17 protein-coding genes are annotated in these 21,256 nt (G+C 66.2%); 5 read left to right on the top strand and 12 right to left on the bottom strand.

The annotated features are described in order from the left end of the window. Window positions 1-127: 127 nt before the first annotated feature. The 5 genes from AB0C34_RS12770 to purF all read right to left on the bottom strand — a co-directional run bounded on the left by AB0C34_RS12770 (window position 128) and on the right by purF (window position 7,673). Window positions 128-1,819, bottom strand: coding sequence for an ABC transporter ATP-binding protein (locus AB0C34_RS12770; RefSeq protein WP_357070638.1), 1,692 nt, complete (start codon window positions 1,817-1,819; stop codon window positions 128-130). Continuing rightward, on the bottom strand, window positions 1,812-2,840 hold the full coding sequence (locus tag AB0C34_RS12765; protein WP_357071334.1) for an ABC transporter permease: 1,029 nt from the start codon (window positions 2,838-2,840) through the stop codon (window positions 1,812-1,814). The genes AB0C34_RS12770 and AB0C34_RS12765 overlap by 8 nt, the downstream gene beginning before the upstream one ends. A 44-nt stretch (window positions 2,841-2,884) precedes the next feature. Then, complete coding sequence (locus AB0C34_RS12760) at window positions 2,885-3,931, bottom strand: ABC transporter permease (protein ID WP_357071331.1); 1,047 nt, start codon at window positions 3,929-3,931, stop codon at window positions 2,885-2,887. Window positions 3,932-4,020: 89 nt separating this feature from the next. Further along, a complete protein-coding gene (locus AB0C34_RS12755) occupies window positions 4,021-5,637 on the bottom strand; it encodes an ABC transporter substrate-binding protein (RefSeq protein ID WP_357070635.1) in 1,617 nt (538 codons plus the stop codon). A gap of 440 nt (window positions 5,638-6,077) precedes the next feature. Further along, entirely contained in the window at window positions 6,078-7,673 is a 1,596-nt protein-coding gene (purF, locus tag AB0C34_RS12750; RefSeq protein ID WP_357070632.1) for an amidophosphoribosyltransferase, read from the bottom strand. Window positions 7,674-7,887: 214 nt separating this feature from the next. Between purF and AB0C34_RS12745 the strand changes: the two genes are divergently transcribed. Beyond that, entirely contained in the window at window positions 7,888-9,156 is a 1,269-nt protein-coding gene (locus AB0C34_RS12745) for an ABC transporter permease (RefSeq protein WP_357071328.1), read from the top strand. Window positions 9,157-9,237: 81 nt separating this feature from the next. Here the strand turns inward: AB0C34_RS12745 and AB0C34_RS12740 are convergent, their stop codons facing one another. Then, a complete protein-coding gene (locus AB0C34_RS12740) occupies window positions 9,238-9,633 on the bottom strand; it encodes a sterol carrier family protein (protein ID WP_357070629.1) in 396 nt (131 codons plus the stop codon). 673 nt (window positions 9,634-10,306) lie between these two features. Between AB0C34_RS12740 and AB0C34_RS12735 the strand changes: the two genes are divergently transcribed. Further along, the gene (locus AB0C34_RS12735; protein ID WP_357070626.1) at window positions 10,307-10,957 is read left to right on the top strand and encodes a DUF981 family protein; all 651 of its coding nucleotides are present in this window, start codon (window positions 10,307-10,309) and stop codon (window positions 10,955-10,957) included. 361 nt (window positions 10,958-11,318) lie between these two features. Beyond that, on the top strand, window positions 11,319-11,930 hold the full coding sequence (locus AB0C34_RS12730) for a cupin domain-containing protein (protein ID WP_357070624.1): 612 nt from the start codon (window positions 11,319-11,321) through the stop codon (window positions 11,928-11,930). A 77-nt stretch (window positions 11,931-12,007) separates the two neighbouring features. On the opposite strand, the gene AB0C34_RS12725 is transcribed toward AB0C34_RS12730, so the two are convergent. Beyond that, window positions 12,008-12,652, bottom strand: a complete 645-nt coding sequence (locus AB0C34_RS12725) for a CPBP family intramembrane glutamic endopeptidase (protein WP_357070621.1) — start codon at window positions 12,650-12,652, stop codon at window positions 12,008-12,010. After that, on the bottom strand, window positions 12,649-14,382 hold the full coding sequence (locus tag AB0C34_RS12720; RefSeq protein ID WP_357070618.1) for an alpha/beta hydrolase: 1,734 nt from the start codon (window positions 14,380-14,382) through the stop codon (window positions 12,649-12,651). Before AB0C34_RS12720 ends, AB0C34_RS12725 begins: the two co-directional genes overlap by 4 nt. A 386-nt stretch (window positions 14,383-14,768) precedes the next feature. Between AB0C34_RS12720 and AB0C34_RS12715 the strand changes: the two genes are divergently transcribed. Continuing rightward, window positions 14,769-15,059 carry a YiaA/YiaB family inner membrane protein gene (locus AB0C34_RS12715; RefSeq protein ID WP_357070615.1) on the top strand — a complete coding sequence of 97 codons (291 nt, stop codon included), beginning with the start codon at window positions 14,769-14,771 and terminating at the stop codon, window positions 15,057-15,059. 94 nt (window positions 15,060-15,153) lie between these two features. On the opposite strand, the gene purL is transcribed toward AB0C34_RS12715, so the two are convergent. Continuing rightward, window positions 15,154-17,448 carry a phosphoribosylformylglycinamidine synthase subunit PurL gene (purL, locus tag AB0C34_RS12710; RefSeq protein WP_357070612.1) on the bottom strand — a complete coding sequence of 765 codons (2,295 nt, stop codon included), beginning with the start codon at window positions 17,446-17,448 and terminating at the stop codon, window positions 15,154-15,156. Between the two features lie 231 nt (window positions 17,449-17,679). Between purL and AB0C34_RS12705 the strand changes: the two genes are divergently transcribed. Beyond that, entirely contained in the window at window positions 17,680-18,993 is a 1,314-nt protein-coding gene (locus AB0C34_RS12705) for a glycosyltransferase 87 family protein (RefSeq protein ID WP_357070609.1), read from the top strand. Here the strand turns inward: AB0C34_RS12705 and AB0C34_RS12700 are convergent. From AB0C34_RS12700 to AB0C34_RS12690, 3 genes are read right to left on the bottom strand one after another with little or no spacing between them, the layout of a single operon-like run. Further along, window positions 18,942-20,240 (bottom strand): M18 family aminopeptidase, encoded by a 1,299-nt coding sequence (locus AB0C34_RS12700; RefSeq protein WP_357070606.1) that lies wholly within the window; start codon window positions 20,238-20,240, stop codon window positions 18,942-18,944. The two genes, AB0C34_RS12705 and AB0C34_RS12700, sit on opposite strands and share 52 nt — an antisense overlap. A 10-nt stretch (window positions 20,241-20,250) precedes the next feature. After that, complete coding sequence (locus tag AB0C34_RS12695; protein ID WP_357070603.1) at window positions 20,251-20,454, bottom strand: hypothetical protein; 204 nt, start codon at window positions 20,452-20,454, stop codon at window positions 20,251-20,253. Between the two features lie 31 nt (window positions 20,455-20,485). Further along, window positions 20,486-20,917, bottom strand: a complete 432-nt coding sequence (locus AB0C34_RS12690) for a MarR family transcriptional regulator (RefSeq protein ID WP_357070600.1) — start codon at window positions 20,915-20,917, stop codon at window positions 20,486-20,488. Window positions 20,918-21,256: the final 339 nt, after the last annotated feature.

Genomic DNA, 21,256 nt, shown 5'->3' with positions numbered 1-21,256 from the left:
TTCGGGGAAAGCTCCAAACCGAATCGGCGGATAGATGCCTGCTCACGCTACCCGAGCCGGATAACGACCCCGCACCGGTGTTGGCTCACCCTCTTGACAATGGCGCAGCCAACCGCAACGCCGTCCATCAGCCCGCCTCGTCCGCGCTGAACAATCCGGCCGCGAGTGCCCGCCGGCGACGCTGTTCGACCGGGTCGGGCACCGGCACCGCGGCCACCAGACGCCGCGTGTACTCCTGCTGCGGCGCGCGCAGAATGCGATCGCGATCGCCCTGCTCGACCACAGCGCCGTTGCGCAGCACCACGATTCGGTCGGCCAGCTGGTCGACCACCGCAAGATCGTGGCTGATGAACAGACAAGCCCAGCCGCATTCACGCTGCAACTGTCCGAATAGTTCGAGCACCGACGCCTGCACCGAGACGTCCAGCGCGCTGGTCGGCTCATCGGCGACCAACAGGTCCGGGTCGAGCACCAGCGCGCGGGCCAGGCTGGCGCGCTGGCGCTGGCCGCCGGACAGCTCATGGGGGTACCTGCGTTCGGCGCCGGCGGGTAGCTGCACATCGTCGAGCAGCCGACGCACTCGGGCACGAATCTCCGCCATGCTGCCGGTCTTGTGCACGATCAGCGGTTCGGCCACACAGTCGCCCACGGTGAGCCGCGGGTTCAGCGAGCTGGCCGGGTCCTGGAAGACGAATCCGAATCGTCGCCGGATCGGCCGCAACTTTCGCTGGGACAGGCCGGCGATATCCTGGCCACGCACCCGCACCGCACCGGAGGTCGGTCGTTGCAAAGCCGCGACGCAGCGACCGATGGTCGATTTGCCCGAGCCGGATTCTCCTACCAGACCCACTGTTTCACCAGGACCGATACGCAAGCTCACGTCGTCGACCGCGCGAAACGATGGACGACCGAACGGCCCGGGAAACTCGACCACCAGATCGCGCACCTCGAGCACCGGTTGGCTGTCGGCCTCGGCGTGAACGGTCGGACCGTGCTCGACCTGACCGGTGCCCAGATGCGGGACCGCAGCGAGCAGCGCGCGGGTGTAATCCGCTTTGGGGTCGCCGAAAAGCTCGTCGACCAGCGCCTGCTCGACCACCTTGCCGTCGCGCATCACCACCACCCGGTCGGCCAGGTCGGCGACCACGCCCATGTTGTGCGTGATGAGCACGATCGCGCTACCGATCCGATCGCGCAGGTCGCGCAGCAACGCCAAGATCTCGGCCTGCACCGTGACGTCCAGCGCGGTGGTCGGCTCGTCGGCGATGATCACCTTCGGCTCGCAGGCGATCGCGATGGCGATCATCACCCGCTGCTTCTGCCCGCCGGAGAGCTGGTGCGGGTAGTAGTCCACCCGGTGCGCCGGATCGGGCAGGCCGACCATGCGCAGCAGCTCCACCGCGCGGGCCTTCGCGGCCTTCTTGCTCAGGTCGCCGTGCGCGCGCAGCGCCTCACCGATCTGGAAGCCGACGGTGAACAAGGGGTCTAGGGCGCGCCCTGGCTCCTGGAAGACCATCGAGACCGCGCCGCCACGCAGTGCGGTGAGCTGCTTTTCACTCATCGAGGTGATCGTGTCGGCGCCCAGGGTGACCAGGCCGTGCACCCGCGCGGTCTGCGGCAGCAGCCCGATCGCCGTGCGGGAGCTCACCGACTTGCCCGAACCGGACTCCCCGACGATGGCCAGCACCTCACCGGGGTAGACCTGGTAGGACACGTCGGTGACCGCGTGCACGGGCCCGGCATCGGTGGCGAAGGTGACCGACAGCGATTCGATGGACAAGGCCGGGCGTTCCCGCTCTGCCATGGATGACTCAGCCATGGGTGGTGTCCTTTCCTCCGATGTCCTGGCCGGCGGGTAGGCCCGCGGCAGCAGCGCTGTCCGGCCGATCGGCCGGGTCGGCGATGCCGGCGCCTGCGGCCACCGAAACGGCACGGCGGGTGCGCAGGATTGGGTTGAGCACTTCGTTGAGACTCTCGCCGACCAGCGTCATGCCGAGCACGACGAGCACGATGGCGACACCGGGGAAAATGCCGGTCCACCAGATGCCGTTGGATACGTCCGACAGCGCCTTGTTCAGGTCGAAGCCCCATTCGGCGGCCTGGGTGGGCTCGATGCCGAAGCCGAGGAAACCCAGACCGGCGAGCGTGAGGATGGCTTCCGATCCGTTCAGCGTGACGATCACCGGCAGTGACTGAGTGACGTTGGCGAAGATATGCCGGAACAGGATTCGCGTGGTCGACGCCCCGGTCACCCGCGCGGCATCCACATACGGCTCCTGCTTCACCGCCACGGTGGCGTTACGCACCACCCGGAAGTACTGCGGCACGAAGACGGCGGTGATGGCCATCGCGGCGGACAGTACGCCGCCGAAGCTGGTCGAGCGGCCGCCTGCTACCACAATGGACACCACGATCGCGAGCAACAACGTCGGAAACGCGTACATCGCGTCCATGAACAGCACGAGCACCCGGTCCAGCCAGCGACCGATATACCCCGATAGCAGCCCGAGCGGCACCCCGACCAGCAAAGACAACAGCAGCGAGATCGCGATGACCCAGAGCGCGGTGCGCGCGCCATAGATCACCCGGGAGAACACATCCTCGCCGCGCACCGAGGTGCCGAACCAGTGTTGCGCCGACGGCGCCTGCTGGCGGACGAAATCGACACCGTCGGAAGCGCTCTGGGCGAATTCGTACGGCGCGATCAGTGGTGCGAACAGTGCGGCGAGCACGAAGATCCCGACCAGGCCGAGCCCGAAGATCAGGGTTGCGCGCTGTAATCCCGCGGTCATCGAGAACAAGCGCAGGCCGGGCACTCCCCGACGCACCGACGGTGGCATCGGAGGCACGATCACCGGTTCGTTCAGCAGTTCCGGAGCGGTCATCAGAACCTCACCCTCGGATCGATCAGCGCCACGAGGACATCCACCAAGAAACTCATCACCGCGACGATCAATGCGATGAACGCGACAATGCCCTGCACGGCGACGAAGTCGCGTGCCGACAGATATGACGCGAGCTGGTAGCCGAGCCCTTTCCACTCGAACGTGGTCTCGGTGAGCACCGAGGCGCCCAGCATCGTGGCGATCTGCATGCCCATCACTGTGACGATCGGGATCATCGCGTTGCGGAAAGCATGTCGTCCGGTCACCACCCGCTGGGATAAACCGCGGGCCCGCGCGGCGTCCACATAGTCCGCCCGCAGCGTCTGGATCAGGTTGATCCGCACCAGCCGCACGAAGATGCCCGCGGTCAGCAGCCCGAGTGCGACGGCCGGCAGCACGGCGTGTTTCAGCACGTCGACCAGATATCCGGGGTCGCCGTACAGGATCGCGTCGATCACCATGATGTTGGTCTTCGGCGAGACGTGTTGCAGCTGCAGTTCGACGTTGGTGGCGGCCCTTCCGGCCACGGGCAACCAGCCCAGTTGCACCGCGAACACCAATTTGAGCAGCAGGCCGACGAAGAACACCGGCGCCGCGTACGCGAGGATGGCGAACAGGCGCAGGCCGGTGTCGGCAGCCGAATCACGGTGCGTGGCGGCGTATCTGCCCAGCGGGATGCCGACCGCGAACGCCACGATCAGCGCCCAGAACACCAGCTCCAGCGAGGCCGCGCCGTAGGTGACGACGACCTCACTGATTTGCCGATTGTCCTGCGAGTGACCGAGATCACCATGCAGCAGCCCGGACAGGTAGTCCCAGTACTGCGACAGGATCGGCCGGTTGAGCCCGGCCGCCTCCTTGCGCGACTCGATCTGCTCCTGGGTCATGCGCCCACCCAACGCCGCGCTGATCGGGTCGCCGACTACCCGCATGAGGAAAAACACGACCGTGACCAGAATCCATGCCGTCACCGGAATCAGCAGCAGGCGGACGCCGAGATAGCGCAGTAGCGCGAGCTGGCGAGAATCGCGACCGCCCTTGCCGATTCGCGGCAGGCCGCGGCGCCCGGCACGGACCGCCACCGGCTTCGCGTCCGGAACAGTTACCGTGCCGGGCCCCGCTGAGTTGTTCGAACTCACTTGCTCAGCACGGTGTAGCGGAACTTGAACGACGCATCGAGCGTCTGCTCCACACCGTGTACACCGGTGCCGGTGACCGCGATCTGTTTACCGGACAACAGCGGGAGAGTCGGCAGGAAATTCTGGGCGAGGTCACGCTGCAGTTGTGCTATCTGCTCCATCCGCTTGTCCTTGTCGGGCTGTGTGGCCTCGGCAATCAGCTGCGCTGAGATCCCTTCGTCCTCGAAGTGCGACTGCAGGAAGTTGTTCGGGCCGAAGAACGGGGCCAGGTAGTTGTCCGCGTCCGGGAAGTCCGGGAACCAGCCCAACTGGTACAGCGGATACGCGTCACGCGCCCGTTCCTTCTGATAGGTGACCCATTCGGTGGACTGCAGGTTGACGCGGAACAACCCGCTCGCCTCGAGTTGCGATTTGAGCGCCGCGTACTCCTCGGAGCTGCTCGAACCGTAGTGATCCGGGTTGTATTGCAGGTTCAACTCGACCGGCGTCGCGACTGCCGCGTCGGCAAGGAACTTCGCCGCCTGATCCTTGTTCGGCTGCGCGCCATAGATGTCCTTGAACGGCTCCGCCGCGCCCGGCGTTCCCTGCGGCACGAACGAATACGCGGGCAGATAGGTCTGCTTGTAGACACCGCCGGCTAGCGCGGCCCGGTCAACGGTAGAGGCGACCGCCTTGCGCACGGCCAACTTCTGCTCCGGTGTTCCACCCGGCATGGTGTTCAGGTTGAACACGACATAGCGCAGTTCACCACCTGGACCCTCGTGCACGGTGACCTTGCTGTCGTTGCGCAGCGACTGGATGTCGGTGGGCGTGAAGGAGCGGTAACCGACATCGAGCGACCCGTTTTGCAGGTCGAGCTTCATGTTGTCGGTGGTGGCGTAGTACTTCGTCGACACCGTCTTGGTCTTCGGGGCGCCGAGAATGCCGTTGTAGCCGGGGAACGCCTGATATTCGACCAGCTTGTTCTTGTCGTAGCTGGCGATGGTGTAAGGGCCGGAGTAACCCTTGGCCCGCACCACGTCCTCGTCGGTCATCACCTTGTCCGGCGAGTACACCTTTTCGTCGACGATCGGTCCGACCTGGGTGGGCAGGATCGCGGGGAAGGTCTGGTCGTCGGCGACCTTCAGGGTGAACGCGACGGTTCGCTCGTCCACGACGTCGGTCTTCTCGAGGTTGCCGAGCAACGACGCCGGCCCGTTCGGATCGTTGATCCGCAGCATCCGGTCGAAGGAGAACTTGACGCTGGTGGCGGTCAGCGGATTCCCATTGGCGAACTTCAAGCCCGCCTTCAGGGTGCAGGTGTAGACCGTTGGCGCGGTGAATTCGCAACTCTGCGCCGCATCCGGCTTCGGCGTCGCGTCGCCGGGGGCGAAGTTCAGCAGATACTGATAGATCTGCGTTTCGACGACCAGAGACCCGTTGTCGTACGCGGCCGCGGGGTCGAGCGAGAAGATCTTGTCCGTGGTTCCCGCCAGCAGGCCCACGCCGTCACCACCAGCTCCGGTCCGCCCGGAACCGCAGCCCGCCAGCACCGATGCCGCCAGCGTGGCAAGGCTGACAGCCGCGATGAGTCGCGTACCGGCTCTTCCCCCAGGTCTCCTTGAAATCAACATCCCGGCCCTACTTCTCGAGTGCCGCACCATATTTCCCTCATCACAGGATCGGTACAGACACAGTGAACTTCTGATCCACCGGGCACCGTACCCATGAAATATTTCCGTGACGTTGCTTTCGCGAAGAAAAAAAGTCGAACAATCGCACGTATTGCACATAACGCACGAGGTGGGCGAAAATGCGCTCGGACGTCGAGGTTCCGGAGTCAGTCACCGCGGCGATGTCTCGAGGACGCCACGTCCGACAACGGACAGCCGTGGCGTGACCACGACACCCCGCCAGAACACGCGGGCTCAGGAAATCGCGGACAGGCCCATCGGGACAACTACCGCGCAGGACGGCACACTGTCCTTGATCAGACGCGAAACGACTCGCCGACGACATCGACTCCGGTCATCGACGTCCGTTCACCACATTCAGCCGGACTCCGACTCTGCGTTCACGGACGGCTCAGCGCGCTCGCATTCGCGTTGTCGCTCAACAGCGCGGCCTCGGATTGCCCGGTCAACATGCCTTCGAGCACGTTCTTGCCGATAGCCGCCTCGGTGGGCAGCGGGATCGGGTAGTCACCGTCGAAGCACGCGCTGCACAGCCGCGAACGCGGCTGCTCGGTCGCCGCGATCATGCCGTCGGTGGAGATATAGCCGAGGGTGTCCGCGCCGATCGAGCGGCGCACGCCCTCGACCATGTCCTCGAAGCCGCCTTCCGTGCCCGCGCCGTTGGCGATCAGTTCCGCCCGCGAGGCGAAGTCGATTCCGTAGAAGCAGGGCCACTTGACCGGCGGCGAGGCGATCCGCACATGGATCTCCAGTGCGCCCGCCTCGCGCAGCATCCGGATCAGCGCGCGCTGGGTATTGCCACGCACGATCGAGTCGTCCACGACGATCAAGCGCTTGCCGCGGATGACCTCGCGTAGCGGGTTCAGCTTGAGTCGGATGCCCAGTTGCCGGATGGTCTGGCTCGGCTGGATGAAGGTACGCCCGACATAGGCGTTCTTCATCAGACCCTGGCCGTACGGAACACCCGAACCCTGCGCAAATCCGACCGCCGCCGGGGTCCCGGACTCCGGCACCGGGATCACCAGATCCGCCTCGACCGGATGCTCCTTCGCGAGCCGGCGGCCGATCTCCACCCGGGTGGCGTGCACCGACCGGCCCGAGATCGTGCTGTCCGGCCTGGCCAAGTACACGTATTCGAAGACGCAGCCCTTCGGCTCCGGATTGGCGAAGCGCATCGAGCGCACGCCCTCTGCATCGATCGCCAGCAGTTCGCCCGGCTCGATCTCGCGGACGAACGCGGCGCCCACGATGTCGAGTGCGGCGGTCTCACTGGCAACGACCCAGCCACGCTCGAGTCTGCCGAGACACAGCGGACGAACACCGTGCGGATCACGCGCGGCGTACAGCGTGTGCTCGTCCATGAAGGTGAGACAGAACGCGCCCTTCAGCGTGGGCAGCAGTTCCATGGCGGCTTGCTCGATGCTGGAGTCCGCGGCGGCGTGCGCGAGCAGCGCGGTTACCACATCCGAGTCGGAGGTCGCCGCCGCCGGCTGCGGGCGCCCGCTGCGGACCGACGCGCCGAGCAGGCCCAGTTCCCGCGCACGGCTTGCCAATTCGGCCGTATTGACCAGATTTCCGTTGTGCCCCAGCGCAAGCCCGGAGCCGACCGCGGTGGTCCGAAAGATGGGCTGGGCGTTCTCCCAGGTCACTCCGCCAGTCGTGGAGTAACGACAATGCCCGATGGCGATATGGCCCGACATGGCGGCGAGCGTCTGCTCGTCGAACACCTGGCTGACCAGGCCCAGATCTTTGAAGACGAGGATCTGGGATCCGTCCGACACCGCGATCCCGGCTGCCTCCTGCCCACGGTGCTGCAGCGCATACAGGCCGTAATACGTGAGTTTGGCCACATCCTCGCTCGGCGCCCAGACTCCGAAAACGCCACACTCCTCGCGTGGCTCGTTCTCGTCGACGTCCGGGTTGGCGGAAAACGAGCTGGTGGAAGTGCTGTCGACCGGCAATTCGGCGTTGGTCACCGTGTGCTCCCTGTTCGGGCGGGCTGGGGGCAAGTTTCATTCTACGGGTGCACGCTCGACGATGGTCACCGCCACCGCGTTCGGGCGGCAATCCACGCGGCGAAGCCGCGAAATTCCAGCGCCGGCAGCTGTTACGGTGCGGTCCGTGATGACTACGGACGACGCGGGCACGACGGGGTCGACTACCGCCCCGGCGCGCAGGTCATGGGCACGTATGCTGCTCTTTCCGATCGGCGTGCTGACGTTGCTGACGACACTGCTCGGCATCATGTATTTCGACTATGTCGCCGATCCGGAGAAGAACCTGCACGACTTCCCGATCGCCCTGGTCAACCAGGATGTCGGCGACACCATCACGACCGCGGACAAGCAGCAGCAGGTGAACTTCGGCAACCAGATCACCGCCGCGCTGGCCAACGGCATACCGACGGACAAGATCGACCTACGGGTGATCAGCATCAATGCGGCCGAGCGACAACTGCAGTCCGGCCAGGTCTACGGCGCCATCGTGATTCCGAGCGATTTCAGCAAGCGGCTCGGCATTCTCGGTGTGGGCAGTGTCATACCCGGAGACATCCAACGACCGATCATCACGCTGCAGACCAATCCGCGCGCCGGCGCGTTCGGCACCCAGATCGTGCTACGGGTCGGCAACGAGGCGCTGACCGAAGTGAACAAGCAGGTCGGCAAGCAGCTGGCCGATCAGGTGAACGCACAGCTGGCGCCGAAACCCGGCGGCGCGCCCGCGCCCACGCTGTCCGGCGCCGCCCGGGTCGCGCTCGCGGACCCGGTACAGGTGGTAACTCAGCAGTACCACCCGCTGCCCCATGGCACCGGTCAGGGCCTCACCGCGTTCTTCTACGCGCTGTTGCTGCTGTTGGCCGGCATGGTCGGCGCGATGGTCATCCACACCATGATCGACGCCCAGCTCGGTTTCGTCCCGACCGAATACGGTCCGTGGTACGTGCACTATCCGCCGACGCCGATTTCCCGCGTCAAGACGCTGCTGATCAAGTGGGGCGTGCTCATCGTGGCCGCGAACATCGTCTCGGCGGTGTTCCTGATCGTCGGCGAGATGCTGGACATGCCGATCGACCATCCGCTCGCGCTGTACCTCTACAGTGCGCTCGCGATCATCGCGGTGGGCGTGACTGGACTGTCCCTGCTCGCGGCAATCGGCTCGGCGGGTCTGCTGGTGAACCTGATCCTGTTCGTCATCCTCGGACTGCCCTCGTCCGGCGGCACCGTGCCGATCGAGGCGACGCCGAAGTATTTCGGCTGGCTGGCCTCGTTCGAGCCGATGCATCAGGTATTCCTCGGTGCGCGGTCGATTCTGTACTTCGACGCCGGTTCCGACGCGGGCCTGACCCGCGCACTGTGGATGACGCTTTTCGGACTCGCCGTCGGACTGGTGTTCGGCGCGGTGATCACCCGCTACTACGACCGTAAGGGGCTGAACCGCGGCAATCGCGCTCGTCCGTGACCCGCGGGCAGCGGGCAGCGGGCAGCGGGATGGACGGTGCGACCGCGCGGATTGCGCGCACCCGCCGGTGTGCGTTCGAGTTCAGTCGGTGCCGAGCCGGACGATCGGCAGCCAGTGCGCCACCTCGGCCGCTCGACTCCCGGAGGCGCTGATCGCACCGGAGTTCGCCGCTGCCTCGAAGTCGAGTAATCCGGTGGCCAGCAGCAGCCAGGTACGCGGATCCGTCTCCACCACGTTCGGCGGGGTTCCCCTGGTATGCCGCGGACCCTCGATGCACTGCACCGCGACGAACGGTGGCACCCGCACCTCCACCGAGTGCCCGGGCGCCGACGCCGCCAGCGAACGCGCGGTGCTCCGCACGGCTGCCGCGAGTTCGGTGCGAGCGGGCGCGCCGACCGATTCGTCGCGCAGCCACGCGCTCACCGCCGCCACCGCCGCGCGCGTCTGCGCAGGATCCGCTGCCCCTCGTCGTACCACTCGGCCGACCTTACTTCGCGGCGGTGACACCCCTTCGGCAAGCATCGACGGGAACGACCCGACCGCTCGTGCCGGGCGCGGATCAGGCAATTCGACCGTTTGAGGGTGACGCATCCCGACGAAGCAGCACTCGGTGGTGACGAACCCGGCAGCACAGTCGGCACCGAGTCGGCGACAAGGCGCCGCTGGCTGCGAACGGTTTCGCGTTCGCAGTCCTGAAACGCGGCGGCGATTACGCGCGGCGATGCGACATTCCGAATGCACTGTGCGCCAAACTATTCCATCGGAATTGCGGCTCAAAAATAGATGTGTCGCCCGAGCATCGCGCGGACTGCACGGCTGTAAAGCTTTGCGGGCGAATGGAATATAACTCCGCGCATACCCACGTATCGTTCCGGATCGAAATAAGCCAAGTAATCGACCTGCCCGGAAACGCCGAGCCACTCGTAGCGGCATGACCGCCCCGGGTGACGAGGTCGCCGACATAGCGAAATGGCGTCATCAAAACGTTATCCGCCGTTCTTTCCCTAGGTCTTGTGCATGCGGTGGACGAATCGGTACAAAACAGATGTTTCGCTCAATCTCCCTGTCGACCCGCTCGATTCCGTCGGTCAGACGCACTGCGCACATCGCGAGCGGTCGACAGGGCATGCCATAGGTAGGCAGGACAGACGTGATTTTGTTCAACACCTTGATGGGGGTGTGCGCCGGGCTGGTGATACTGCTCTGCGCCGACGCGCTCACCAAAATCCACAAGACCGAGGCCGAGGGTGCGGCGCTGGCCGGCACCGGAGTGGCGTTGCTCGTCGTCGGAGCGCCACTGACCTTTCTCAGCGCCGTGATGGCGGTGACCTGGCCGCTGACAGTGAATCCGCCGATCAATATCGCTTTCGCCGAGCCAGGGCTGATGCTCGGCGTGCTCGCGTTCGTCGGCGGCGGTATCCTCGCGAAGGGCCGCTTTCGCCCCGACGCCACTTTCACGGCACCCCTGACCTGGGTGATCGGCGCGGTAGGGCTTGTCCTGCTATCCATTTCGTCGGCCATCTTCTCGTATAATCTGATGGGCGACGCCCCGCCCCAGGAGCCGATATCGGGTCAATTCCAGGGGTGGGAGAACACGACCTTCGCGATCGTATATCTCATCGCGGCGGTCGGATGCCTGGCGATGCCGCTCTACCGCTCCGACCGGATCTGGGCCTTCCACGTGATCCGGTGGGCGTGGATCATATCCGGCCTGTTCTTCTTATTGTTCAGCGTTCTCAACTACCGCACTCACATCGGAATGCTCATCAATACCCTGCATCACACCTCCTATAAATGGTGATCGGGACATAGTCGAACGCTGATGGACTGGGCCGGCCTCCCCTCCCCGAGAGGGGTGGTCGGCGCTCGGCGTAATCGTTCGAGCACGCGATAGACGCGGCACGAGTCGGCAGCGATATGTGCCGCGTGTCGGCCCGGATAGAACATCACTGTCGGCTTATTCTTCGCTGTTCAGACACGTTTCCCGACAAGTGGAACGAGGGTGTGATGACAACGGATTCCGAGGTCTTCGCGGACGCTGCACGGAAGGATTGACGGTGTCGGACGAAGCCAACTCGGGAAGTGATGACAGCTCGGCGACTCCCGAGCGAAACTTGCTGAATCGCCGGGCCGCCATCGGCGCCGGCACCGTTGGCGGTGGTGTGCTCGCCGGCGCACTGATCGCCGACGCTGCCCGTTCGGACACGACGCCGCAGCACACGGATACCACCGGTGACATCAACCGTAATCTCAACCAAGCTCCGCATCTGTTCAAACTCACCGCGGCCGATCCCACCGTCTATCAGGGCGGGACACTCCGGGGTGCCAATGAAGACACGTTCCCGGTGCTGCGCGGCCAGAACGGCGCAGTCTATTTCGTTCATCTCGATGTCGGTGGGATGCGCGAACCGCACTGGCATCCCACGGCGTGGGAAATGAACTTCGTCATCGCCGGCCGAGCTAAATGGACGGTACTGGGCACGCACCCGGACGGGGCCTACCGCAACGATGTCTTCGACGCCGGTCCGGGCGATCTCGTCTTCGTGCCGCAGGGATTCTTCCACTACTTCGAAAATGCCGGTACCGCCGATCCGCTGCAAGTATTGATCGTATTCAATACCAGCGCAGATGAGACCTATGACGACATCGGCATCGTGGCCGCCTTCAATTCGCTGCCTCGCGATGTCCTCGCCACCGTATTCGGTGTGCCCGTATCGGCGTTCGCGGACATTCCGGGGGAGATCAAACCAGTGGTGATCACCAAACGCCCCTAGGACGTCCGCGGCGCTTGTCATCGGCAAGGTTACGGCGGAACGGATATACACTCCGGCGTGCGAGCGAGGGGGTCGGCTCAGTCGCGACGGGACGACACGAGGCGACGGGCCACACGCACCGCGATCCCACCGCCGACATCGACGGCCAGGTGCAGCAGCGCGGGAGCGACGGCACTGTCGGTGCGGCGGCGCAACCAGCCGAACACGAAACCGCCCACCGAGGTCGCGGCAACCGTCGCGGGCACGCTGTCACCCGCCGCACGCGCGGGCGCGATGTGCCATAGTCCGAACGTCACCGCGCCGAGCAGCGCACCGGCGCGGGCACCGAAAGCGTTGTCGAGCAACGGGTCCAAGGTGGCGCGGAAGACCAGTTCCTCGCTATAGACCGTGCCGACCGGGATGTGCACGGCGACCCACTCCACCGCCGACACCTCAGGCCCACGGTCGGCGTACTCCCCCAGGCGGCGCCGCACCCACGGAACGGCGAGAAGGGCCGCGTAGCCGGCAGCCACTATCGAGGCCGAAACCAGCCCGCAGCGGACGCCGCGCGGCGCGCCCCAGTTCGGCTTGCCGCGCAGCACAAGCGCGTATCCGACGGCGAAACCAGCGTTGGCGGCAGTCCGGCCACGGATGCCGAGCCGCAGCCGCGGCAGGATCCAGTTGTTCCAGGCCGGCGGAACGACGATGGCCGCGGCCGTTCCCGCGACACGGGTTGGGCTCACTTGGTCTTCCGCTCGTATTCCTCCGCGGCCTCCAGCTCGCCCCGGATCCGCTCGGACATCTCCGCGGTCCAGCCCGGTGGCGCCGCGATGGCCGCCCAAGCGTCCAGTACCAGGCTGCCATAGCGGTGCCCATGACCGTCGGTGACGCCCTGTGCGTTGGTGAGGTCAGCGGCGACCTGCCAAAACGTGACGAACGGCCACCAGCGCATATGCGCGGACACATCCGCACCGCGCGGTTCGGACAACCAATCCGGCTGCGAGAAGATCAGATCCGGCGACCACCACACGATCGGGTCGGACGCGTGCTGCAAATAAGCGATGCGCGGCGGCCGCCATTCGGTCGAGGGCCGCGCCAGATCGGCGCTATCGGAGGCGAACCGCACCACGAGCCCGTCCGCGTACACCGGTTCGACCTGTCGCGAGCCAGGATCACGGCGCGAGACGAACTGCTGCCACAGCCGATTCGAGTTCGGCGGGCCGACCCACAGCGCTCCGTCCACCTGAGCCCGTAGGTCGGCAAGACCGTCGAAGGCCGCCTCGGACCCCTCCGACCCCAGGCTCTCCCCATATACCAGCAGCCTCGGTCGCTGCTGCGGCGGTCGTGCCGTCCAATGCTGGTACACCGCGTCGAACAACTGCTTGCCCGCGGCGGTCGCCTTGCTCCGGTCCGCCAGGAACGACAGCACGCTCGGCAGATAGGAGTACTGCGTGGCGACGATCGCGGTGTCGCCGCCATACATGTACTCGATCGCTCCCGCCGCCATGGAGTTGACCCACCCGGTCCCGGTGGTGGTGACCACCACCAGCGCCTTCCGGTCGAACGCCCCGGTCCGTTCCAGTTCGGACACCGCGAGATCGGCCGGTTCCTCGCCACCGTCGACCGATTCCAGGCCGACGTAGGCCCGGATCGGTTCCTTGGCGGGCCGACCGGTGATCGAAGTGATGCGGCTGGCGGTCGGGCCGTGCGAGACGAACCACCGCCCTTCGAAACCGAGCGTCTCCCAGCGCGCCAGCGAAGCGGGACTGCCGGAGCGCTCCGCCTGCTGCGGCTGCACCGCGTTCTCCGAGGTGTAGTCGTTGCGCACACTGAAGGCCGAGTTGGCCACCGCGAAGAACGCCCGCGAGGCGACGCCATTGAAGATCGTCACCGCCAGCACGACCAGCACGAGAAACCCGGCGGCGGGCGCGAGCTCACGCGGCACCCGCACCCACTGATTGAGCAGCCGAGCCAGGAACAGGATGATCTCGCGCATGGTCCGGTAGACGGCAACCACCACCACGCCGATCGCCATGCTGAGCAGCCCGGTGCGCAGGTAGGCGGGCGTGGTGGTGCCCTCCATCCCCATCAGCGCGGTGATCGCGCGCTGCCAGCGCGCCGACTGTACGAGCATCAGGGCGGCGCTCAGCGCGGCGGTGCCCAAGACGGCCGACTTCATCGCGTAGCGCATCCATGTGGGCGGCGCGGAAATCCTCAGGCGCGGTCGCACCCACAGCCGGAACAACCATTCCAGCAGGCAGCCGACGCCGTACCCGAGTGCGGCGTTGATTCCGCTGATCAACCCCTGAAACAGCCAGTCCCGCGGCAGCAGCGACGGCGTCACCGACAACGCGAAGAACACGGTCGCGACCACAAGGCCGACATAGTTCAGGTCGATGATCTCCTCGGCGCGTCGAACGACCACGATGACGCGCGTACGCAGCCTCCGCAAGGTCGTGGTCGTCTCGAGCACTCGAACAGTATGGCGCTCGGCACCCGCGGCCCGGCACGTCGCCCATCCGCGACACGGATTCCCTCGGCATCACACCGAACACCGGCCGATCACACCGGAGCGGGACAGCAGGTCAGCCAGTCGACGCTCGGAACGGCGCAGACGCTCGACCGCGACCGACGCCCGCGCAGCGAGTGGTGGCCGAGCAGCCCACGGCACGCAACCGGGAGTAACGTCCCAGATCAGGCACCCGCGGACCAGACAATCGCGACCGACACCACGCGATCACCAGCCCACGGCACAATGAGCAACCGCATCGAAGTTCTTCCGCCGCACGGCAATTACCCAGTCCGCTCGAGTAGTTGTACGCGGTCGCGCGGGCCGCCTGGTCCGCAGAATTGGTATCCATGAGCACAACCACCGCACAGCCGAAGGCCACCTCGGCTTTCGTCGCTCAGGCCGCGATCGCGTTCGGCGTCAGCTTTTTCGGGGCGGGCGTCGGCATTCTCTATTTGCCACTGGATATCTGGCAGCGTGGTTTCCTCGCGATGTCCATGCTGTTCCTGGTGACAAGCACCTTCACGCTGTCGAAGGTGGTGCGCGACCAGCACGAGGCCGCCTCCGTACACGGTCGTGTCGACCAGGCGCGGCTGGAAAAACTACTGGCCGAGCACGATCCGTTCACCTCGGTCGCGTGACCGAGCGCACCTGGCGGGCCCGGCAATCGAGGGGTCCTGGCCCGCCCAGGTGGGCATTCACGCGGTCGCCGGGGCGGCCTTCCAGCCGGCCCGGTCAGACCGTGCCCGCCCCGAACAGCTTCGGCAGCGTGCCCTCGTGCGCGGCGCGCAGCTCGGCCATGGGGACCGAGAACTGACCCTGCACCTCGACCGAATCCGCCCCTTGATCGACTACGCCGATGCGCACCCACGGCAGTTCGCGCGCCGTGCACATACGAGTGAACCTGGTCTCCTCCGAGCGCGGAACGGCGACGAGCACCCGACCGGCCGATTCGGCGAAAAGCATGACAAACGGGTCGGCGTCCTCGGGAAGCAGGATGCGGCAACCGGTCTCGCCTGCCAGTGCGGCTTCGATGACCGCCTGCGCGAGCCCACCCTCCGAAAGGTCGTGTGCCGCACTGATCATGCCGTCGCGCGAACCGGCGGTCAGAACTTCGGCGAGCAGTTGCTCCCGGGCGAAGTCGACCTTCGGCGGCTGGCCGCCGAGGTGGTCGTGCGCGACCTGGGACCAGATGGAACCGCCGAACTCGTCGCGGGTCTCGCCGAGCAGGATCAGCGTCTCGCCCGGTTCCAGGCCGAGTCCGGTCGGAATGCGGCGGTGCACGTCGTCGAGCACGCCGAGTACGCCGACCACCGGAGTCGGCAGGATCGCCGTCTGTCCGGTCTGGTTGTAGAAGCTCACGTTCCCGCCGGTGACCGGGATGCCCAGCGCCACACAGCCGTCCGCGAGACCACGCACGGCCTGCTGGAACTGCCACATCACGCCCGGATCCTCCGGCGAACCGAAGTTGAGGCAGTTGGTGACCGCCTTCGGCGTCGCACCGGTGGTCGCGACATTGCGGTATGCCTCGGCCAGCGCGAGCTGCGCGCCGGTGTACGGATCCAGCTTGGTGTAGCGGCCGGAGGCGTCGGTGGCCAACGCGATGCCTCGGCCGGTCTCCTCGTCGATCCGGAGGACGCCCGCGTCCGCGTGCTCGGCCAGCACGGTGTTGCCGCGCACATACCGGTCGTACTGCTCGGTGATCCACTTCCGGCTGCACAGCTGCGGGCTAGAGATCATCTGTAGCAGCGTCGCGCGCAACTCGTCGGCGGTCTTGGGGCGGGCCAGCTTGTCCGGGGTATCGGCGATCAGGGCGTCCTGCTCGTCGGGACGCCGGACCGGGCGCTCGTACACCGGGCCCTCGTGCGCGACGGTGCGCGGCGGCACGTCCACCACGGTCGCACCATGCCAGGTGACCACGAGCCGGTCACCATCGGTGACCTCGCCGATCACCGTGGCCAGCACGTCCCACTTGCGGCACACCGCCATGAACGCGTCCACGTTCTCCGGGGTGACCACCGCGCACATACGCTCCTGCGATTCGCTGGAGAGCACCTCGGCGGGGGTCATGTTGCTCGCGCGCAGCGGCACCCGGTCCAGCTCGATGTACATGCCGCCGTCCCCGGCCGCCGCGAGTTCGGAAGTGGCGCAGGACAATCCGGCACCGCCGAGATCTTGAATGCCGACGACGAGCTTGGCCGCGTACAACTCGAGACAGCACTCGATGAGCACCTTCTCGGTGAACGGGTCGCCGACCTGCACCGAGGGCAACTTCTTGCGTCCGGTCCCGGACTCGTCGCCGGAGAAGGTATCCGAGGCGAGCACCGAGACGCCGCCGATGCCGTCCAGGCCGGTGCGCGCACCGAACAGAATGATCTTGTTACCGGTGCCGGAGGCGAAGGCCAGATGCAGGTCTTCGACCCGCATCACGCCGGCGCACAACGCATTCACCAGCGGATTGCCCTGATAGGAAGCGTCGAAGACGGTTTCGCCGCCGACATTCGGTAGGCCGAGCGAATTGCCGTAGCCGCCGACGCCGCGCACCACGCCGTCCACCACGCGCCGGGTGTCGAGCGCGTCGGCCGCTCCGAAGCGGAGCTGATCCATCACCGCGATCGGACGCGCGCCCATCGCCATGATGTCACGCACGATGCCGCCGACGCCGGTAGCCGCACCCTGGTAGGGCTCGACGTAGGAAGGATGGTTGTGGCTTTCCACCTTGAAGGTGACCGCCCAGCCGTCGCCGACGTCGACCACGCCCGCATTCTCACCGATGCCGGCGAGCATGGACTTGCGCATCTCGTCGGTGGTGGTCTCGCCGAAGTAGCGCAGATGCACTTTCGACGACTTGTAGGAGCAGTGCTCGCTCCACATCACGGAGTACATCGCCAGCTCGGCGTCCGTCGGCCGGCGACCGAGGATCTCCTTGATCCGGGCGTACTCGTCGTCCTTGAGGCCTAGTTCTTTGTAGGGTTGCGGCACGTTCGGGTTTGCTGCGGCTGCGCTGACGGTGTCGACCTGCGGAGTCACGGAGTACCAGGGTCCTTTCGGCCGGGCATTGTGAAGCGACGAGCATTGTCACTGGGTTGCGGCGAGATGCCTGCGTGTAAGTCTAGAGGCAGTGGGTATGGGGCGTGCAGGTGAGGGCGCGGCAGCAGCACCGGGCCCGGCGCGCGACCGTGCGCGCGGCGGCGCCTCGGGCAGGCATCAGCACGCGGGTCGACCAGCCGACCGACCGAACTGACCGGCTACTCTGAGCCGGTGAATGAAGGAGCGGGGGTTGCGAATCCGAGCGAGCGGTCGGTCGCCACGGACGCCGCGCGCCCCGGGAACGCCGAGGCCCGGACGATCACCCGCGCCCCGGCGCTGAACCTTTCCCCGCTACAGATGCGCTGGCTGATTGCTGCCATCGCGATGTTTGCCGTGTCGGCACTCGTGTCGCTGTTGGTGCACTGGTGGAACGGCTACATCGATCTCCAGGTCTATCGCAACGGCGCTCGGGTCTGGCTGGACGGTGGTGAGTTGTACGGGCCGATGCCGCCGGTCGCCGGGATCGGGCTTCCGTTCACCTACCCCCCGCTTGCCGCGCTGTTCTTCGCTCCACTTGCCATGCTGCCACTGCCGATCGCCGAGTTCGTGGTGGTCGTCACCTCCGTGCTGAGCCTGGGGATCACGCTGTGGCTGGTGCTCGTGCGCATCCGCCCCGAACTGTCCCGGCGCACCGTGCTGACGCTGGTCATCGGTGCGGTCGCACTGGCACAGTTCTTCGAGCCGATCCGCCAGACATTCGGCTTCGGCCAGATCAACCTCGTGCTGATGGCCGCGATCGCCCTGGACTGCCTGGCGCGCACACCGCGGTGGCCGCGCGGCATGCTGATCGGCATCGCGGTGTCGGTGAAACTGATCCCGGGGGGATACCTGCTGTATTTCCTGCTCCGCAAGGACTGGAAGGCGGCCGGCACGCTCGTGGCCGCCGCGATCGCGGCGATCGGCATCGGATTCGTCATGTTCCCTGGCGATTCGATGGAGTACTGGTTCCACACGCTCGCTGACACCGATCGGATCGGGCCGCCCTATTTCGCGGGTAACCAATCCCTCAAGGGCATGGCATTCCGCCTCGACGTCACCGACTCGGTGGCCACCCTGGTGTGGCTCTCGCTCTCGCTGGTCGCCATCGCCCTCGCCGCGGTGTGGATGCGCAGGCTGATCGACGCGGGCGCGACCGTGGCGGCGCTGCTGGTCAACGCCGCCGCGGTGCTACTCGTCTCGCCGGTGTCCTGGTCGCACCACTGGGTGTGGATCGCGCCCGCGCTGGTGGTCACCGCCGACATGATGGTGCGTGGCACGCGCGGTCGACGACTGGTCGGCGCCGTCGCGGCGGGCACCGTCCTGTTCCTGATCGGCCCGCACTGGTTATTGCCGCACTCCACCGACCGCGAGTTGGACTGGGCCTGGTGGCAGCAGATCATCGGAAGTAGCTACGTGCTGGCCACTCTCGGAGTGTTCGTGGTCGCGGTCGCCACCTACCGCCCGGAGGTCTCGGGTGTGAGGAAGGCGGCCAAGGCAGCGGCGTAGGACGGGACATCGGCCGCGCCCATCAGCTCGCGCGCCGAGTGCATCGCCAGCTGCGGCGCCCCGACATCGACCGTCGGGATGCCGGTGCGGGCCGCGGTCATCGGACCGATGGTCGAGCCGCAGGGCAGATCGGCGCGATGCACGTAGCGCTGCAACGGAACTCCCGCCTGTGCGCAGGCGAGCGCGAACTCGCCCGCGCCTGCCGCGTCGGTGGCGTAACGCAGGTTCTGGTTGACCTTGAGCACCGGCCCGCCGTTCACCTCGATCCGGTGCGCGGGCTCGTGCCGATCCGGGTAGTTGGGATGTGTCGCATGCGCCATGTCGCCGGACGCGCACACCGAACCGGCCAGTGCGGCCAGGTAATCGGTGCGTCCACCGTCACGCGAGAGCACGATGCGTTCCAGCACCGTGGGAAGCAGGTCCGACTGCGCGCCGCGATCGGACTGGCTGCCGACCTCCTCGTGGTCGAACATGGCCAGCACCGGGATGGCCGCGCCCGGATCGTCGATCGCCGCCAGAAACGCCCGCAGGCCAGCGAAGCAAGTGCCTTGGTTGTCCAGGCGTGGCGCACTGACCAGGTCCTGGTCGCGCCCGACCAGCCTGCTCGGTGTCAGGTCGTGGGTCATCAACTCCCAGCCGAGGACCTGGTCCGGGTCGACCTCGACCCGGCCCGCCACGAAATCGACGAACGCTGCCGACTCGTATCCGATGCCCCATACCGCATTGACATGCCGCTGCGGGTCGAGCGTGATACTTCTGCGGTCCTCGGACAGGTGAATGGCCAACTGCGGAACGCGCAGGATCGGCTCATCGATGCGTATCAGCCGTTCACGCACCGTGTTTCCATCGCGAACGCTCAGCCGCCCGGAGACGCCGAGTTCGCGATCGAGCCAAGAGTTCAGCAGTGCACCGCCGTAGGGCTCCAAACCGACCAGCTGCCAGCCCGCCGAGAGCAGGTCCGGATACTGTTTGACACGCAAGTTCGGACTGTCGGTGTGCGCGCCGACCACCCGGAACGGGGTTGCGCCCGAAGCGTCCGCCGTGGCCCAGGCGACCAGGGATCCGCCGCGCACCACGTAGTGTCTGCTCGGGCCGTCCGAGGGCCAGGGCCGCGATTCCGCGAGTCGGGTGAAGCCGCGGGCATCCAGCTCGCCCGCGACTGTTCGGCAGACGTGGAACGGCGAGGGCGACGCGTCGATGAACGCGCACAACCCCGTGGCACTGGCGTCAGTGATGGATACGGGCATGTCTGCGATCCTAGGCAAACATCTGGTTCAGCTCTGCTCCCCCGTCTCGAAGACGCGCGCGCATTGCCCCCGCTACGTCGAGCCGCCATTCACCGAACATCGCGATGCCCGGCAGACGAATGACCTTCGAACCGAATTCGTTCCATTCGAACATAACAACGTGAATGGTTTGCATCCCGACGGATCGCACCTTCGAGACAATCGGGACATTCATCGGATGAGCCCGGCTCGGCTTACTTCGACGTTTACTCCGGATCGATGGAAACCAGATCCAGTGCCCGCATGAGTTCCGCATAGCGGCGCGCGCCGATTCGCCCCCGCAACTCATGCTCGGCGCGCGCCTCTTCCGCACGCACCGCAGCGACCAATTCGGACCCGAGTTTACTGAGACCGATCAGGATACGCCGCCGATCGTCCTGCGCCGCGAGCCGGAAGATCAGACCGCGCTCGGCCAGGTAGTCGGCGTGCCTGGTCGCCGAGGACGGGGCGAGTTGTGACCTGGCCGCGAGTTCGGACATGGTGATTCCGGAGCCGTCGCCCAGATTCGACAACATCGACCACTGATCCGCCGAGAGCTGCCTGGCGCACAATGCGGCGTCCAGATGCCGCAGCCAACCGCGTTCCGCGGCACGCAGTGCACCATGCAGCGTGGAATATCCGCTTACAATGGCTGTCATTACTTCCCGCCTGCGCTGAATTTCGCCCGAACGAGGAGAAGCGTACCGAATGCGAGCGTTCGGCGACGGCCCGTAGCCCACAATCCAGGCCGACAGTAGGGTTCCATGCGGGGACCGGTCGGTATCATTTAGTCGTATGCGCCGCACGTGAATTCCTCGGTTGTCGATGGAATCGACCGCGGCCGTGAAATTCTCGGTCGCGAAATTCGTACGATGAATATCGACGCCGGGCGGCCCGGCGAGGTCGTCATCGAGGTCGCGGCGTCTCCGGCCACCGACCGGGCACACACCCTCGGCTGGCACACGGCAGTGCGGTAGCGCGCGGGCAACCGCCTGCCA

The sequence above is a fragment of the Nocardia sp. NPDC049220 genome, from assembly GCF_040647855.1.
Classification (GTDB): Bacteria; Actinomycetota; Actinomycetes; order Mycobacteriales; family Mycobacteriaceae; genus Nocardia.
This window is presented reverse-complemented; position numbering and strand designations above follow the sequence as displayed.